At 60.8% G+C, this 16,477-nt stretch carries 14 protein-coding genes; 12 read left to right on the top strand and 2 right to left on the bottom strand.

From position 1 onward, the window contains the following. Window positions 1–59: 59 nt before the first annotated feature. From SJY36_RS16725 to SJY36_RS16685, 9 genes are all read left to right on the top strand, one after another. Window positions 60–1,007, top strand: a complete 948-nt coding sequence (locus SJY36_RS16725; protein WP_386176634.1) for a Bug family tripartite tricarboxylate transporter substrate binding protein — start codon at window positions 60–62, stop codon at window positions 1,005–1,007. A gap of 14 nt (window positions 1,008–1,021) precedes the next feature. Beyond that, the gene (locus SJY36_RS16720; RefSeq protein ID WP_386176633.1) at window positions 1,022–1,513 is read left to right on the top strand and encodes a tripartite tricarboxylate transporter TctB family protein; all 492 of its coding nucleotides are present in this window, start codon (window positions 1,022–1,024) and stop codon (window positions 1,511–1,513) included. After that, the gene (locus SJY36_RS16715) at window positions 1,514–3,031 is read left to right on the top strand and encodes a tripartite tricarboxylate transporter permease (protein ID WP_386176632.1); all 1,518 of its coding nucleotides are present in this window, start codon (window positions 1,514–1,516) and stop codon (window positions 3,029–3,031) included. Next, entirely contained in the window at window positions 3,015–4,604 is a 1,590-nt protein-coding gene (locus tag SJY36_RS16710) for a gamma-glutamyltransferase family protein (protein WP_386176631.1), read from the top strand. The genes SJY36_RS16715 and SJY36_RS16710 overlap by 17 nt, the downstream gene beginning before the upstream one ends. A gap of 98 nt (window positions 4,605–4,702) precedes the next feature. Then, complete coding sequence (locus tag SJY36_RS16705; RefSeq protein ID WP_386176630.1) at window positions 4,703–5,680, top strand: bile acid:sodium symporter family protein; 978 nt, start codon at window positions 4,703–4,705, stop codon at window positions 5,678–5,680. A gap of 207 nt (window positions 5,681–5,887) precedes the next feature. Next, complete coding sequence (locus SJY36_RS16700) at window positions 5,888–7,156, top strand: hypothetical protein (protein ID WP_386176629.1); 1,269 nt, start codon at window positions 5,888–5,890, stop codon at window positions 7,154–7,156. Between the two features lie 87 nt (window positions 7,157–7,243). Next, window positions 7,244–7,480, top strand: a complete 237-nt coding sequence (locus SJY36_RS16695) for a type II toxin-antitoxin system Phd/YefM family antitoxin (protein WP_005848692.1) — start codon at window positions 7,244–7,246, stop codon at window positions 7,478–7,480. Further along, window positions 7,477–7,875, top strand: a complete 399-nt coding sequence (locus tag SJY36_RS16690; protein ID WP_386176628.1) for a type II toxin-antitoxin system death-on-curing family toxin — start codon at window positions 7,477–7,479, stop codon at window positions 7,873–7,875. Before SJY36_RS16695 ends, SJY36_RS16690 begins: the two co-directional genes overlap by 4 nt. A 102-nt stretch (window positions 7,876–7,977) precedes the next feature. Further along, entirely contained in the window at window positions 7,978–9,363 is a 1,386-nt protein-coding gene (locus SJY36_RS16685; RefSeq protein ID WP_386176627.1) for a cytochrome P450, read from the top strand. On the opposite strand, the gene SJY36_RS16680 is transcribed toward SJY36_RS16685, so the two are convergent. Further along, a complete protein-coding gene (locus SJY36_RS16680) occupies window positions 9,345–10,736 on the bottom strand; it encodes a sensor histidine kinase (protein ID WP_386176626.1) in 1,392 nt (463 codons plus the stop codon). The genes SJY36_RS16685 and SJY36_RS16680 overlap by 19 nt on opposite strands. 175 nt (window positions 10,737–10,911) lie before the next feature. Between SJY36_RS16680 and SJY36_RS16675 the strand changes: the two genes are divergently transcribed. After that, window positions 10,912–11,640, top strand: coding sequence for an acyl-homoserine-lactone synthase (locus SJY36_RS16675; protein ID WP_386176625.1), 729 nt, complete (start codon window positions 10,912–10,914; stop codon window positions 11,638–11,640). On the opposite strand, the gene SJY36_RS16670 is transcribed toward SJY36_RS16675, so the two are convergent. Next, entirely contained in the window at window positions 11,607–12,224 is a 618-nt protein-coding gene (locus SJY36_RS16670; protein WP_386176624.1) for a TetR/AcrR family transcriptional regulator, read from the bottom strand. The genes SJY36_RS16675 and SJY36_RS16670 overlap by 34 nt on opposite strands. 113 nt (window positions 12,225–12,337) lie before the next feature. Here SJY36_RS16670 and SJY36_RS16665 point away from each other — a divergent pair, with 113 nt between their 5' ends. After that, complete coding sequence (locus SJY36_RS16665; protein WP_386176623.1) at window positions 12,338–13,414, top strand: efflux RND transporter periplasmic adaptor subunit; 1,077 nt, start codon at window positions 12,338–12,340, stop codon at window positions 13,412–13,414. A 3-nt stretch (window positions 13,415–13,417) separates the two neighbouring features. Then, a complete protein-coding gene (locus SJY36_RS16660; RefSeq protein WP_386176622.1) occupies window positions 13,418–16,477 on the top strand; it encodes an efflux RND transporter permease subunit in 3,060 nt (1,019 codons plus the stop codon).

Below are 16,477 nucleotides of genomic sequence, written 5' to 3'. Positions count from 1 at the left end.
GAAAGTGACACCAAACCTGCGGCGGATAAACCGCTGCTTCTCTCACAGGGAGTCCTCCTATGACGTTTCGTTCGGGCCTTGCCGCCCTTTTCACCGCTGCCAGCCTGATTGCAGCCCCCGCCACAGCCGACACCTACCCCGAGCGCGCGGTAGAGTTCATCGTGCCCTGGTCGCCCGGTGGCGGCTCTGACACGCTGATGCGTCTTGTGGCCAATAATGTTCAGCCCTTCCTCGGCGCTGAGATGCCCGTGATCAACATGCCCGGCGTCGGCGGCACTGTGGGCCTGCGCGAGGCATCGCGCCGCGCCGCGGATGGCTATACCATCAGCCAGGTCCACGAAGGTCTGCTGGTTGCCACCGAAACCGGCATCACCGATCTTGCATGGGATGACTTTGACCCGATCGCGCTGATGACCGCATCGCCCCAGTATCTGGTGGCGGGCAAATCCGACAACTACAGCAACTTCGAGGAATTCGTGACCTACGCCAAGGCACATCCCGGCGAGATTTCCATGGGCGTCACATTGGCCGGCGTCCCGCACCTGCACGCCGCGATGATCGAACAGGCCTTCGGGCTTGAATTCAAATACGTCGGCTATGAGGGCACGGGCGAACGCGTGCGCGCGCTGGTTGGCGGCAACCTTGATGTGGCGATTGGCGACATAAGCTCCTCCAAGCAATTCGTCGATAACGGCGATCTGACCTTCCTTGCCGTCGGCGCGACCGACCGGGTGGACGCCGCCCCCGATGTGCCGACCTTCAAAGAGCTGGGTCAGGATCTTGAGCTGAACGTGACCCGCGGCATCGTCATGCCCAAAGGTGCCCCACAAGAGGTCCGCGACACACTGGAAGCCGCGCTGAAAGAAATGGCACAAGACCCAACCTATATCGAGCAGACCAACAACGCGGGTGCCGATGTCGGGTTCCGCGGTCAGGAAGACTACCGCGCCTATCTGGGCAAACTGGACGAGACAGTAAAATCGCTGTCGTCGGTTCTGGCCCCATGAACGGGCACGACCCCATGAAGGCACAGGAGGCGGGCTTGGTTGCCCGCCTCCTGAGCTATGTCTTCCTCCTGCTGGCCTCGATCGCTTTGTTCGTCTCGGCCAGCGGCATTGCCACCTCGCGCTTTGAAAAGCTCGGCGCGGGGGCTTTCCCCAAGATCATCTTTGGCGCAATGGCGATCGTATCGGCCATCGCGATCATCGACGCGCTGCGCCAAATCCCACGTCGCGCTTACGGTGATTTCGCCGCGCAGGCCGTGGCATGGGCCAAACGCTGCTATCTGGTGTTTGTCTGCCTTGGCGCGCTCACAGCCTATCTGCTGGTCATTCCGGTGCTGGGGTTTTCCATCGCCAGCCTGATCTTCCTTTTCGTGCTTCAGGTGATCCTGATGCCACGCACGCCCAAGTCAATCGCCCTCGCTGCTGTGGTGGCTGTGGTGTTTTCCTTCGGGCTGAACTGGCTTTTTGCCGAAGTGTTCACCGTCTTCCTGCCGCGTGGAGTGCTTTGAATGACTGATTTCATGACAGGGGCCGCGCAGATTTTCACGCTGGCGACGCTGGCCTATATGCTGGCGGGGTCCGTCGCGGGCATCGTTGCGGCGGCGATCCCCGGTTTCACCGTCACGATGGCGATTGTGCTGACCCTGCCGCTGACCTTCACGATGGAGCCACTGCAAGGCATCGCCGTGATGCTCTCGGTCTATGTGGGGGGCTATACCGGCGGGCTGATCTCGGCGGCATTGCTGGGCATCCCCGGCACACCCTCGTCGGTCGCCACCACCTTTGACGCCTTCCCCATGGCGCGCAACGGCGAACCGGGGCGCGCGCTGTCCATCGGGGTCTGGGCGTCCTTCTTTGGCACCGTCATCTCGACCATCGTGCTGATCTTCGCCGCGCCTCCGCTTGCGCTTTTCGCCGTGCGCCTTGGCCCGTGGGAGTATTTCTCGCTCATCGTCTTTGCCCTCACGATCGTCGCCAGCCTTGTCGGCACCTCTGCCATGCGCGGCATTCTGGCGGGGCTGATCGGGCTTGCAATCTCTACCGTGGGGACAGACCCGATCATGGGCCGCCCGCGCTTTGATTTCGGTATAGAGATGCTGCAGGCCGGCCTGCCGTTTCTGGTCGTGCTGATCGGGATCTTCGCCATCTCGCAGCTTGTGTCAGAGGTAGAGAATGCCGACAGCGTGCGGTCGGGCAATGCGCTGGTCACAGGGGCCATCGACTTCCAGACATGGACCGTGATGAAAGAAGTGTTGATGCGTCCGGTCAACCTGCTGCGGTCGTCCATCGTGGGGGTGCTGATCGGCGCCCTGCCCGGTGCGGGCGGGTCCATCGCCAACCTCGTCGCCTACGACCAGGCCAAGCGCGGGTCCAAGAACAGTGACAAATTCGGCACCGGTGAACCCGACGGCATCGTCGCCTCCGAGGCAGGCAACTCCGCCACCGCGGGCGGCGGGCTGATCCCGCTTATCGGTCTGGGCATCCCCGGATCGGCTGTTGATGCGATCCTCATGGCGTCGCTGATGGTGCATGGTATCTCGGTCGGGCCACGGCTGATCATGGATCACGGTGACCTTGTCTATGGCATGTTCATCGCGATGGTTGTGGCGTCCTTCATGATGCTGATCGTGTCGATCTTTTCCATGCGCCTGTTCCTGCGGGTGACCGAAGTGCCTAAATGGCTGATCGTGCCGGTTGTGATGACCTGCTGCGTCGTGGGCACCTTTGCCCTGAACAACCGCGTGACCGACCTTTACCTGCTGATCTTTATCGGCATCACCGGTTATACGCTGCGCGCCCTTGGCTATGCGCTGGCACCTTTGGTGCTGGGGGTCATTCTGGGCCCGATCGCCGAAACCAACCTGCGGCGCGCGCTGATGACGGACGAAGACCCGACGCTGTTCTTCACCCGCCCCATCAGCCTGATTTTCCTGATTGCGGCTTTCGTGTCCATTGTCTGGGCTATCCGCAGTCACCTCAAAAACCGTACATCTACAGAAAGGCCATCCCATGCGCCTACGTCATGATCCCGTCTACCCTTCGCGCCGCTCGCCCATCCTGGCCGAGAATGTCGTCGCGACCTCGCAACCGCTGGCGACCCAAGCCGGTCTGTCCATCCTGCAACAAGGCGGCAACGCTGTGGATGCGGCCATCGCCACGGCCGCTGTGCTGACCATCGTTGAACCCACGGGCTGCGGCCTTGGCTCTGACGCTTTCTGCATCCTGTGGGACGGCAAGCAACTGCACGGGCTCAACGCCTCTGGCCGCGCGCCGGCCGCTTGGACGCCCGAGTATTTCAAGGACGGCATCCCCGAACATGGCTGGGACGCCGTGACCGTCCCCGGTGCCGTCAGCGCCTGGGTCGAACTGTCTGAAAAATTCGGCAGCCTCGGCCTGTCGACCGTGCTGGCCCCCGCGATCCGCTATGCCGAAGACGGCTTTATCGTGTCGCCTGTCGTGGGCACGGCGTGGGCCAAAGGGGCCGCGGTGCTCAAGGACCAGCCCGGCTTTGCCGAAACCTTCATGCCCGAGGGGCGCGCGCCCAAACCCGGCGAACGCTTCCGCAATCCCGGTGCCGCGCGCACCCTGCGCGCCATCGCTGAAACCAAGGGCCGCGCCTTTTACGAAGGCGAGATCGCGCAAGAGATCGCCGCTTTTGCAAAGGCCAATGGCGGCGCGATGACAGCCGACGATCTGGCCGCGCATCACAACGACTGGTGCGGCACCATCAGCCAAAGCTTTGACGACGTGGAATTGCACGAGATCCCACCAAACGGTCAGGGCATCGCCGCGCTGATGGCACTTGGCATGTTGCAGCACACCGACATCCGCGACCACGGCCCCGACGATCTGGCCGCCGTGCATTTGCAGATCGAAGCGATCAAGCTCGCCTATGCCGACCTGCACGCCTATGTCGCCGACCGCGATCACATGACCGACGTGGACGAAGCTGCCCTGCTTGACCCCGATTACCTTAAATCCCGTGCCGCATTGATTGATGCCAACAAGGCGCAGGACTTTGGCGCAGGGGCCCCGAAACAGGGCGGCACCGTGCTGCTGAACGTTGGCGATGCCTCGGGCATGATGGTCAGCTTTATCCAGTCGAACTACGCGGGCTTCGGCTCTGGCGTGGTGGTGCCGGGCACGGGTGTGTCGATGCAGAACCGCGGCTTTGGCTTCACGACGCAGGACGGCCACCCCAATCAGGTCGCGCCGGGCAAACGCCCCTTCCACACGATCATTCCGGGCTTCGCCATGAAGAACGGGGCGCCGCTGATGGCCTTTGGCATGATGGGCGGGCCGATTCAGGCACAGGGCCACATGCAGCTCTTGCTGCGCACACAGCTGTGGGACCAAGACCCCCAGACCGCCGCCGATGCCCCTCGCTGGCGCGCGATCGAAGGGTTGGCCGTCGCCTGTGAACCGACCATGCCTGCCGATCTGCTCGACGGACTCAAGACGCTTGGCCATGCGATCCAGATCGAGGCACCGGACAACGCCTTTGGCTTCGGCGGCGCGCAACTGGTGCAACGCAACGAGGCAGGCGGTTACGCGGCGGGATCTGATCCGCGCAAAGACGGGCAAGCCGCAGGCTTCTGATCCCGCGCCACATGGGCGAGCGGAGGGTCACGCCCCCGCTCGCCCTTTACGGGCCGGCAGCGCCCCTATATCGATCTTGCGAAAATGCAGGCATTCCCATGAACTATATCAAACGCATCGGCATCGACGCCTACATGATCTTGCTGCTGGCCACCGTGATCGCGGGCATTGTGCTGCCTGCCTCAGGTATCGCCGCCGAAGGCCTGCGCGGCGTGACCTTCTGGGCCGTCTCGCTGCTGTTCTTTCTGTATGGGGCCAAGCTGGACCCGAGCGCGGTCAAGGCTGGCATCACAAATTGGCGCCTGCAGGGAATGACCTTTGGCGCGACATATGTGCTGTTTCCGCTGATTGGCGTGGTGCTGGCGACGCTGTGTAGCCCGATCCTTGGGGCTACGGTGACCATGGGGCTGCTGTTTTTGTCGGTACTGCCCTCGACCGTGCAATCATCGATTGCTTTCACCTCGATTGCGGGGGGCAATGTGCCTGCAGCAATCTGTGCAGCCTCTGTCTCTAACCTCATCGGGGTCATTTTGACGCCGGTGCTGGTGACCTTGCTGCTGCATCAGGGCGACGGCGGCGTCAGTCTGGATGCCATCGGCAAAATCGGGGTGCAGATCCTGCTGCCCTTCATCGTCGGGCAGGTGATGCGTCCGCTGGTGGGCGGGTTTGTGCAACGCCACAAGCTGCTGACCATGATCGTGGACCGCGGGTCGATCATGCTGATCATCTACTCCGCCTTCAGCGCGGGGACAGTCTCAGGGCTGTGGTCCGCGATCCCCGTCACCACGCTGATGCTGCTGTTCGCCGTGGTCTGGCTGTTTCTGGCCGTGGGCATGTGGTCGATGATCGCCCTTGGCAAGGCTGCGGGGATGCCCGACGCGGATCGCGCGGTGCTGTTCTACTGCGGGTCAACCAAAAGCCTTGCCAGCGGGTTGCCCATTGCCACGGCGCTGTTTGCGCCCGACCTGGTCGGTGCCATCGTTTTGCCGCTGATGATCTACCATATCTCGCAGCTTCTGGTCTGCGCCTTCGTCTCGCAGCGCGCGTCGCGTCGGGTGGGTGCAGCGCCTGCCTGAAGTTACCCATGGGTATCCTTTTTGCCGATCACCCCCGCGCACGCGCGCGGGACTTTGCCGGTCGGGGCACGGCGGCCTAAGCCACAGCAAAAACACGCAATTTTCCGCCGAGATTTGCCGGGGTCGCGGCGTGCATCGATAGGGGATACGCGTTACGAAAACGCGAAAAGGCAGCAGGCTGCCGACCCGACAAGAAGGACCCTTTCGATGGCAGATAAAACAAAACGAAGCTGGTTTGGCCGTACCGTGCTGGCCGCGGTGATGCCCATGGCCGCACAGGCCCAGACCGTGCAGGACGGCATGGCCGCCTTCGAGCAAGGCGATTACACCCACGCGCTGGAACTGCTGCTGCCGCTGGCCGAACAGGGCGACGCCGAGGCGCAATGTCAGGTCGGCCGCCTGTACTACCATGGCGGCGATGGTGTGCCACAAAGCTTTGATGATTCAGTCGCATGGGCCAAGAAGTCTGCCGAACAGAACAACCCCTGTGGGTTGAATTCTCTGGGCGTGTCCTACCGCTTTGGACAGGGTGTCGCCCCCGATGCGAAAACCGCGTTCGACTATTTCACCCGCGCTGCGGCGCAAGGGTTCGACAAGGCGCAGTTCAGTCTGGGCAACATGCATGAACTGGGCGAAGGCACAGCGCAAAGCGATACAGAGGCCCGCGCTTGGTATCGCAAAGCTGCAGAGCAAGGCTATGCCATGGGCCAGTACCGCTTGGGCATCCTGTTGCTGGAAGGTCGCGGCGGCGATGCGGTCCCCGAAGAAGCGCAGCAGCTTTTGCGTGCCTCGGCGGAGCAGGGTCTGGCCGACGCGCAATATTCGCTGGGGTGGATGGCCAACCACGGGGTCGGGGTAAAGCAGGACCACGGCCAAGCGCTTGAATGGTATCGGCTCGCGGCAGAACAGGGCTATGCCCCCGCGCAGATCAATCTGGGCAACCTCTATGCCGAGGGGCTTGGCACCTCGCAGGATGACGAGAAAGCCGTCGGATGGTACTATGAGGCAGCGCGCAATGGCGTCCCCGCTGCGCAGGTCAGTATGGGTAAGCACTATGCGCTTGGACGCGGTGTGCAGCAGGACTTTGACGAGGCGATGGTCTGGTATCAGCAAGCTGCGGAATACGGTGAACCCGTTGCCTATCTGAACGTAGGGTTGCTGTATGAAAACGGTCAGGGCCGCCCCGCCGATCCGGCAGAGGCCGCGCGCTGGTACCGTGCCGCCGCCGAACGAGGAGAGCCCCGATCCCTTGCCAAGCTCGCGCATTTCTATGCCGAAGGGATCAGCGTCACACCGGACCCCGTGACCGCATGGGCGTTACAGGATACCGCGATGGCCTATGACAGCGACGGCGAACTGGACGCGCCCGAAGAACGGTTGATGCAGATGGGCCAGCAGTTGGCACCCCAGCAAAAGGGCGAGGCAAAGGCGCTGGCGCAAAGCTGGCAGAACGGGGAAGAACTGGTTTTGCCTTAACGGCCCAGCCGACGCTGTTGTCGCGGCCCATATGGACAAAATGTCCATTTTGCCTATATTGTGCGGTGACGCTACAGGAGAGCCCCCATGACACGTGTCACCGCCACCGAATTCAAAAACAACATCGGCGCCTTCAGCGATGCGGCGATGAGCGAGCCTGTCATCATCACCAGCCATCAACGCGACCGTCTGGTGCTGTTGTCAGCGGATGAATACCGTCGCCTGACAGCCCTGACCGAAGGGGTGACCGCGCAGGATAAAGACCGCGTGGCGCGCGGGCTTGAACGGCATCGCAGCACGATACTGGAACTTGCCAAACGATGACGGAGCCCCGCTGGGTTACCCGAGAACTCGTTGAATACATGCATGATTGCGTTCAGGAACTGGCGGGCGGCGCGCGCGGGTTGCGCGATGGTGACCTACTGGAATCCGCACTGGCCCGCCCGATGAACCTATATGCCTTTGGCGAAACATCGCTTTTTGAACTGGCCGCCTGCTATGCCGAAGCCATCGCGCGCAACCACGCTTTTGTCGATGGCAACAAGCGCACGGCCTTCTTTGTCGCCAGCGATTTTCTTGACCAGAATGGATACGAGCTGCAGGGCGCTGTGGATCAGGAACACGCCGATATGATGGTGGAACTGGCCCAAGGCAAGATGACCCGCGCCGATGCTGCCGCACATTTACGCAAACACTCCGTCGTGACGCCTGCGACCTGACGTTTCGCGCTGGTGCGTAACTTTAGATAGAATTAATCATTGTTTCCCTGCTAGAAACACCGGTGTGATAAACGCCACCCGTGGGCCGGCAAGGAGACGACAATGAATACACAGAATATGCCTGCGCCCGATGGGGCGGCATCGGCGCACCCGATCCCTGTCGAGGCGGATCTGGCCAAGGCCGATGTCGGGCTGATCGACTTTGCCAAAAAAGCGGGGAAGAACATTTTTTCGGTGATCCCCGATGCAACGCGCACGCAAAGCTATCTGAAAGGGCCCGCCAAGATCCACTATGTCTGTGACCCCGATATGGTGACCGAACTGCTGGCCGGTGTCGGGCGCCGCTTTCCCAAGGCGGAGTTTACACATAACGTCATCGGCCCCGTGGTCGGCAACGGCATGATCCTGTCAGAGGGCGAAAAGTGGCGCGCGCAACGGCACCGCTATGCCCCGCTTTTTGCCGCGCGCAACCTGCCCGTGCTGACCCGACACTTTGCCCAGACCGGCGACGAGCTGGCGGATTTCTTTGCGCGCACGGACGGCGAGGTAGACGTGTCGGATGCGGCGCAAGAGGCGACGCTTACCAATATCTCGCGGGTGATGTTCTCGGGGAACGAGGCCGTGTCCAAGCAGGATGTGCGTCAGGGGATGCGACGGTTCACCGACTATATCAGCTATATGTCGCTGTTCGATCTGATGGGGCTGCCGAAGTGGGTGCCTCGTCTGAAATGGCTGCGCAGCAAGAAAGCGATCCGTGATCTGCGGCAGTTGACTCATGACGTGATCGCCAACCGCCGCGCGCAGCGCCATGCAGAGGCGGTCGATTTCCTCGACCTGCTGATCGAGGCGCTTGAGACGGATAAGGAAGATGTCGAAACGACTGTCGATAACCTGCTGACCTTTGTCGCGGCGGGCTATGAAACCTCGGCCAATACAATCGCTTGGGGGCTGTATCTGCTAGCGATGCACCCCGAGGTACAGACCGATCTGCGCGCCGAGGTGATGGACGCCTGCGGGGACGGGCCCATCGGCTTTCACGATCTCCCCAAGATGCCCAAACTGCACGCCCATGTGCGCGAGACTTTGCGGATGTACCCCGCAGGTGCCTTGTTCGCCCGTGATGCGACGGATGAGGTGACGATCAAGGATGTGACGTTCAAAAAAGGCGACGTGATCATGTTCCCGGTCTATGCGCTGCACCGGAACGAGCTGCTGTGGGACAATGCGGCGCTGTACCAGCATGACCGGTTTCTGGACCGGAAATACCCGCGCGGACAGTATATTCCCTTTGGGGACGGGCCGCGCATCTGCATCGGGGCGCAATATGCCGAGACAGAGATTATGGTGCTGCTGGCCTCGGCGCTGCGGCGGGCGTCTTTTGAACTGGCGGACCACCCTGTCGCGCCACCGAACCTGACCTTTACCATGCGGCCCGATGGCCCGCTGATGTTGCGGGCCGTGCCGGTAGATCAGGCGGCGGTGGAGTAGCTTTCGGGTTTAGGTGCCTTGGCCGCATCCGCCGCCTCAAGCACAACACAGAAGGTGGTGCCCACGCCAAGCTTGCTTTTATAGGCGATGCTGCCGCCGTGGGCATCCACGATACGTTTCGAGATCGACAAGCCAAGGCCCGTGCCCTGGAACTTGCGCTGATCGCTTGAATCGATCTGGCCGAATTCCTCGAAGATGACGCTTTCGCTGCCTTCCGGAATACCGATGCCCTGATCCGCGACCGAAATCACGAGGTTCTCGTCCTCCCGCGTGAGGCCCACACGAATGGTGCCCCCCGCTTCCGAGAATTTGGCGGCATTGGACAGCAGGTTCACGATCACCTGATCGAGCCGTTTCTTGTCCCCGCGCACGATGGGGGCTTCCGCCGTCACGTCAATTTTGACGGCCACGCCAAAGCGGCTGGCATAGGGCTGGAACGAATGGGCGGCCGTGTTCACGACCTCGGCCAGATCCACATTACCCAGATCAAGCGAGAATTTCCCCACATCCGCGGATTGCAAAAGCAGCAGATCCCCGACCAGATCCCCCAGACGGTTCGAGTTGCGCGTCGCGATATCAAGCAGCCGTGTCATCTTGTCCGACACCTCCCCCGCTGACCCGGCGTTGATCAGATCGAGCGCACCGCGGATTGACGTGAGCGGTGTGCGCAATTCGTGGCTGACGGTGGACAGGAAGCGGGTCTTGGCCTCGCTTGCCGCGAGGGCATTCTTGTTTTCGATCTGCAAAGCGATCCGGTTTTTCATCAAGGCAGAGTAGCCCTTGATAAAAGTCCGGGCGAGTTCGAAGACAAAACCCAGCACAAAAAGCACGGTAAAGAGGTTCAGCCAGATTTCAGAGTTGAGCGAGGGGCGTGCAACCACCACATCGCGGATCGGGATATAGAGGATCGCCGCGATGTAGATCGCCAGCCGAAACCCCAGCACATACAAAAATTGGTGGTTGTTCATCGCCGCGAAAATAGAGGCGGAAATCAACAGGAAAAGCGGCAGAAAGTGACTATTCCCCACACCCTGCTGGATCGCGATCGCAATGCAGAACATCGCAATCGTCGTCGCACTTAGCGCCGTGGTCATGTAGATGTGAAACAGCGACTTGCGGATCTTGAGGGTCTTGGACCGGGTGTTGCGCAGGATAGAGCGCAGCACGACGATGTCATAAATTTCGCACAAGGCGATGGCGAAAAAGAAAAACAGCGCGACGTTAAGTTCGTAGTAATAGCCCGCCAGACCGATAGCTGCGGTATAGATGATCGCCCGCTGGCCAAACGCACGGCTGCCCACAAGCGCATAATCCCGCAGCCGGCTTAGAACCGGGCGGGCCTGAGGCAAATTAACATTGTCAATTGCTTCCATGTGGCGCTTCCTCTGTCAGCTTGGCGCGGAATTGTGCGCCAAGCGAATCTACTGATATTTCACTACGATACACCGCAACTATTGGTGGAAAATTTGTTGCGATCATGGCAGAACCGTGGCTGTATGCATTTTGTTAACTTTTTCGTTATTTGAGCGGAGCTTTAGGCAGAGAACAATGGGTATCCAGAACGCACAGTCGCACCATCGCGCAGAGACGATCCAGTTGGAGCCTTCGTTTCAGGCCGCTCTTCAGACGCGACCCGTTGAAAGTGATGTCCCTTCATACGCGACACGGCTGGAAGAAACAGTGGTGCATATCGGCAACCAGTATCGGTATGGCCAACTGTATTCTGACTTTTTAAAGGCGCGAAAGTCGGTTTTTATCGACCAAAAGGAATGGGATCTGCCTCATACCGAAGGGATGGAGTTCGATCAGTACGACACCCCCCAAAGCCGGTCTGTTGTGATCCATGAATACGGCCGGGTGCTGGCGGGGGTGCGGTTGTTGCCGACCACAGCACAATGCGGATGCTACACCTATATGCTAAAGGACGCGCAGCGCGGGATGTTGCCCGATATCCCTGAATATGTGCTGTACGAAGAAGCGCCCGTAATGCCCCATGTTTGGGAAGCGACGCGTCTGTTCCTGTCCAAGAACGAGCCCGCGCACCGGCGGCTGGCGATCCAGACCAAGCTGATCCGTGGCATGGCGCGTGCCGCGACTGAACAAGGGGCGACCCATGTGATCGGGATCGTGCCTGCCGTTTTCCAACGCTGGATGAACCGCCTAGGGATGAGCGCGCTGCCCATGGGCCCCAAGCTTGCCATCAGCGGCGACAATACGCAGGCCGCGATCATGCATGTGGCAAATTACGCCGACCCGACCCCGCCTGACGCGCGATAAGCGACCAGGATGGTATCCACCGCACGGGTGACATGCTGGTCGATATCCTTGTAGGGACGCGTGGTCAGACCCAGTTGCGCGCGGACCATGCCAAAGCCCTTGAGCAATGAAATAAGGTCTTCAGCCACATCACGCGGGTCGAAACCGTCGCGCAGGTCGCCGTCTTCCTGCCCTTGCACCAGCAGGCCGCAGACGGCGGCGCATACTGCCTCTAAGGCGGCGGTATAGAAGGTGCGACCGATTTGCGGGTAGTCGCGGGCGACCTCGTGGATCAGACAGGTAAATTCGACTAAATCCTGCTCCCCTAGAAAGCTTAAGAATTTTCGCCCGAACGAGATCAGCGCGGTGCGCAAATCGGGATGGCCGGAGATATCTCCGAGCACCTCGGCGCGAAAAACCTCTGCCTCGGCCTCGAGCACATTTTGCAGGATGTCCGACATATTGTCGAAATGGCGGTAGATCGTCGCCTTGGACACAGAAGCCTCGCGCGCCAAAAGGTCCGTCGTGACTTTTTCAAAGCCATTGACGAAGAACAGGGTGCGCGCTGTCGACAGTATTCGCGATTTTGATGCGTTTTCATTCATAATGCAGAACTAGGGCGTGTATGGGTGAAATAAAAGTACTGAACCGTACCAAGGGGGGTTGAACTGTACGTCACTGGGCGTAAGTACCGCTCAGTACTCGAAAGGCCTTTGATATGAAGCAGCTGATTTCCGTTCTTTTATGCGCCACCCTCGCGACGCCTCTTGTTGCGCAGGACGCGGATGACCTGACCCCTTCGGGCACGCCTGCGCCGATCAGGTCGGTCAAATTGATAGAGGCCGGCGGTGCCGCGTCACAGGTGCAGCGGGTCTTCTTCGGCAAGATCGCAGCGCTGGAAACAGTGGACCTGTCGTTTGAAGTCGGCGGCCGCATGGTGATGTTCGACGCACAAGAAGGGCAGTTCCTGCAGGAAGGCGTGCAGATTGCGGCGCTGGACCCGGTGCCGTTTGAACGCGCGGTGCAGCGTGCCGAGGTGCAGCTGACCCAAGCCGAACGGGATTTCGAACGCTCGCAAACCCTAGCCAAAAGCAATGCCGTGTCCACAGCACAGGCGCAGGATACTGAAACCGCCCGCGATCTGGCGCGGATCGCCTTGAGCGAGGCCCGCGAGGCGCTGGACCACGCCACGTTAATCGCCCCCTTTCGCGCCTTGGTCGCGTCGCGTCTGACGCCGAATTATGCTAATGTCGCCCCCGGACAGGCCATCGTGCGCCTGCATGATATGTCGGAAGTGCGCGTCGAGATCGACGTCCCCGAGCAGATGTTCCAGATGTACTCTAACGCCGCAGGCATTGAATTTACCGGCACCTCGCCGCTGTTTGCCGGTGGCGTCCCGCTAGAAATGCGCGAATTCAACGCCGAGACCCAAAGCATCGGGCAAAGCTACCGTGTGACCCTGGCGCTCCCCTCTGATCGGGTCACACCGAAACTGATCCCCGGCGCATCGATGAGCGTCACCGCGCGGATCGCGGCCGGTGACGACACTGCAACGACCCTGCCCCCCTCTGCCGTGATTATGGCGGACGATCAGGCGCGGGTCATGGTCTATACCCCCGACGAGACCGGCGAACAGGGTCAGGTCAGCTGGGTCAACGTCGATGTGTCCTCGAATACCGGCACAGATATCATCGCCACGGGGCTTGAGCCGGGCACCCTGGTTGTCGGCGCTGGCACACAGCTGCTGCGCGAGGGCGACACCGTGCGCCCCTTCAACGGGTTGAGCATCGAGTAAACTATGAAAATTGCACGTTTCTCCATTGAAAATCCGCTGTATACGTGGATTTTCATCCTCTTTGCCCTGTTTGGTGGTGTGTTTGGCTACCTGTCGGTCGGCAAGCTGGAAGACCCGACCTTCACCCTGAAATCCGCCATCGTCGCCACCGCCTATCCGGGTGCCAGCGCAGCAGAGGTGGCAACCGAAATCTCTGAAGTGCTAGAGGCCGAAATCCAGCAGATGGACGAGGTCAAGACAGTCACCTCGCGCAACACCCACGGTCTGTCGGTCATCGAAGTCGAGATGCAGGACGAATACGACGGGACCGAGCTGCCACAGGTCTGGGACGATCTGCGCGACCGTGTGTCTGACGCCGCCGGCTCACTGCCCTCGGGGGCCTATCCGTCGCAGGTGAACGACGATTTTGGGGATGTTTTCGGTATCCTATATGCCGTCTCCGCCCCCGGCTTTTCGGATTCTGAGATCTGGGAGATCGCGACTTTCATCCGACGTGACCTGCTGACGGTCGACGGCGTTGCCAATGTCGATATCGACGGGCTGCCGGAAGAGGCGATTTTTGTCGAACCGTCGTCGCAAAAGATGTCACAGCTTGGCATCGATCCCAGCGTGATCATCGGCGCGATCAGTGAATCCACAGCGATCAACCCCACCGGCTTTGTCGAGACCGGCGATACCAACCTGCGGATCGACGGCCCCTCGGGCGATGATAGTGTCAATGAAATCAGCGCCTTGACCTTCGGCTTTCAGGGCGAGGTGTTGAACCTGCTGGACGTGGCCTCCGTGTCGCGGGGCCGTGTGGACGCGCCCGACCACCTTTTGCGCCAAGACGGGCAAGAGGTGTTCACCCTTGGCGTTTCGGGTCTACTGTCGGAAAATATCGTCGAGGTCGGCAAACGCGTCGAAGCGCAGCTTGAGACCTTGCAAACCTTCCTTCCCGTCGGGGTAGAGATCACCCCGATCTACGAACAACACCGCGTCGTGGACGAAGCCAACAACAGCTTCCTTTTGTCGCTTGCCATGTCCGTGGGCGTGGTGATCGGGGTGCTTGCGCTGTTCATGGGGGTCCGCGCCTCGGTTGTTGTCGGCGTATCGCTTTTGCTGACCGTGCTGGCCACGTTCTTTTTCATGTATCTGTTCGGGGTTAAGGTCGAACGGATCAGCCTTGGTGCCTTGATCATCGCCATGGGGATGCTGGTGGATAACGCCATCGTCATCGCCGAAGGCATGCAGCAGGAAATGCGCAAGGGGCGGCCCTCGGTCGCCGCGGCGGATACGGCGGCGCAGAATACGCAGATCCCCCTGCTGGGCGCCACGGTTATCGGGATCATGGCCTTTGCCGGGATCGGCCTGTCGCCTGACGCCACGGGCGAATTCATGTTCTCGCTTTTTGCGGTGATCGCGATCTCTTTGTTGATGTCGTGGATCGTGGCGGTCACTGTGACGCCTTTGCTGGGGCACTATATGCTGAAGATCGGCGGGCTGGCGGATGACGACAGCGGCTATAACGGCCCGATTTTCCGCGCCTATGGCAACCTTGTCCTGCTGGTGTTGCGGTTCCGCTGGCTGGTGTTTGCCGGACTGATCGGCACCACGGTAGCCTGTGTGATGATCTTTGGTCAGGTCAAACAGCAGTTCTTCCCTGCGTCCAACACGCCGCTCTTCTACTTTGAATACAAGGCGGAGCAAGGCAGCTCTATCCAGTCGACCTCTCGTGATCTTGCGGTAATCGAGGATTGGCTGCTCGCGCGCGATGACGTGGACACTGTGACCACCACCATCGGTGCCGGCCTGACACGCTATGTCCTGACCTACACGCCCGGGGATAGCGACCCTTCGATCGGGCAGCTGGTGGTGCGCGCCACCTCGGCCGATGCGATCCCCGCCCTGCGTGAAGACCTTGACCAGTTCGCGATCAACGCGCTGCCTTGGGCAGAGGTGCAGACCAAGCGGATCATTTTCGGCCCCGGTGGCGGGTCGGATATCGAGGCGCGTTTTTCAGGGCCTGACCCGGAAGTACTGCGCGATCTGGCCGATCAGGCAGAGGATATCCTGCGTGACGCGACCCCGCTGCTGCATACCGAACATGTCGATTGGCGCGAGAAAGTGCTTGTGACCCGCCCTGTCTATGCCGAGGACCGTGCGCAGGCCGTGGGCATCGGGCGCAGCGATGTGGCGGATGCGATTGCCCTGTCGACCAACGGGATCACCGCGGGCACCTACCGCGAACGGGACCGGCTGATCGACATCATCGTGCGGGTGCCGCGTGCGGAATCCGCGAGCAATGGGCAGCTGCCCGACCAGATCGTCTATTCCGCCGCGCTTGGGGACTACCTGCCGCTGAGCCAGGTGATCGACGGGTTCAAGGTCACCGCCGAAAACGCGGTGATCGAGCGGCGCAACCGCCTGCAGACGATCACGGTACAGGCCAATGTCATCGAAGGCGTCACCCCGCCCACCGTCTTCCCGCGGATCCGCCCGCTGATCGAGGAGATCGAGCTGCCGGTCGGCTATACCCTTGAATGGGGTGGCGAGTTCGAGAGCGCAGGCGACGCGCAGGCTTCGCTAGGCAAACAGATGCCGCTGAGCTTCGGGACCATGTTGCTGATCACCATCCTGCTGTTCGGCAAACTGCGCCAGACAGCGGTGATCTGGACCATCGTGCCCATGGCGATCAACGGGGCGGCACTGGGGCTGTTGTTCTCGGGGTTGGCGTTCAGCTTTACCGCGCTGCTGGGGCTGCTGTCGCTGTCGGGGATGTTGATCAAGAACGCCATTGTTCTGGTCGAAGAGATCGACGTGCAGAAAGAAAACGGCCTGAACCAGCATGACGCCATTGTCACCGCCAGTGTCAGCCGTTTGCGCCCTGTGGTTCTGGCGGCGGTCACGACGATCCTGGGGATGGTGCCGCTGCTGGCCGATTCGTTCTTTGCTGCGATGGCAGTGACGATTATGGGCGGCTTGGGCTTTGCGTCGGTTCTGACGCTGATCGGTGTGCCCGCGCTGTACCACACCTATCTCGCAAAAGAGCGGCGCGCGGATGCGGCGGCCAAACCGGCCTAA

It is taken from the genome of Sulfitobacter sp. R86518 (genome assembly GCF_042466275.1).
GTDB classification, from domain to species: domain Bacteria; phylum Pseudomonadota; class Alphaproteobacteria; order Rhodobacterales; family Rhodobacteraceae; genus Sulfitobacter; species Sulfitobacter pontiacus.
Note: the sequence above shows the minus strand (reverse complement) of the source record. Positions and strands in the feature narration are given on the sequence as shown.

Excerpts from the sequence above, each read along its gene's own strand:
- SJY36_RS16685 (WP_386176627.1), top strand. The coding sequence starts at position 7,978 with ATGAATACACAGAATATGCCTGCGCCCGATGGGGCGGCATCGGCGCAC.
- SJY36_RS16675 (WP_386176625.1), top strand. The coding sequence starts at position 10,912 with ATGGGTATCCAGAACGCACAGTCGCACCATCGCGCAGAGACGATCCAG.
- SJY36_RS16670 (WP_386176624.1), bottom strand. The coding sequence starts at position 12,224 with ATGAATGAAAACGCATCAAAATCGCGAATACTGTCGACAGCGCGCACC.
- SJY36_RS16660 (WP_386176622.1), top strand. The coding sequence starts at position 13,418 with ATGAAAATTGCACGTTTCTCCATTGAAAATCCGCTGTATACGTGGATT.
- SJY36_RS16690 (WP_386176628.1), top strand. The coding sequence starts at position 7,477 with ATGACGGAGCCCCGCTGGGTTACCCGAGAACTCGTTGAATACATGCAT.
- SJY36_RS16710 (WP_386176631.1), top strand. The coding sequence starts at position 3,015 with ATGCGCCTACGTCATGATCCCGTCTACCCTTCGCGCCGCTCGCCCATC.
- SJY36_RS16715 (WP_386176632.1), top strand. The coding sequence starts at position 1,514 with ATGACTGATTTCATGACAGGGGCCGCGCAGATTTTCACGCTGGCGACG.
- SJY36_RS16700 (WP_386176629.1), top strand. The coding sequence starts at position 5,888 with ATGGCAGATAAAACAAAACGAAGCTGGTTTGGCCGTACCGTGCTGGCC.
- SJY36_RS16680 (WP_386176626.1), bottom strand. The coding sequence starts at position 10,736 with ATGGAAGCAATTGACAATGTTAATTTGCCTCAGGCCCGCCCGGTTCTA.
- SJY36_RS16695 (WP_005848692.1), top strand. The coding sequence starts at position 7,244 with ATGACACGTGTCACCGCCACCGAATTCAAAAACAACATCGGCGCCTTC.
- SJY36_RS16665 (WP_386176623.1), top strand. The coding sequence starts at position 12,338 with ATGAAGCAGCTGATTTCCGTTCTTTTATGCGCCACCCTCGCGACGCCT.
- SJY36_RS16705 (WP_386176630.1), top strand. The coding sequence starts at position 4,703 with ATGAACTATATCAAACGCATCGGCATCGACGCCTACATGATCTTGCTG.
- SJY36_RS16725 (WP_386176634.1), top strand. The coding sequence starts at position 60 with ATGACGTTTCGTTCGGGCCTTGCCGCCCTTTTCACCGCTGCCAGCCTG.
- SJY36_RS16720 (WP_386176633.1), top strand. The coding sequence starts at position 1,022 with ATGAAGGCACAGGAGGCGGGCTTGGTTGCCCGCCTCCTGAGCTATGTC.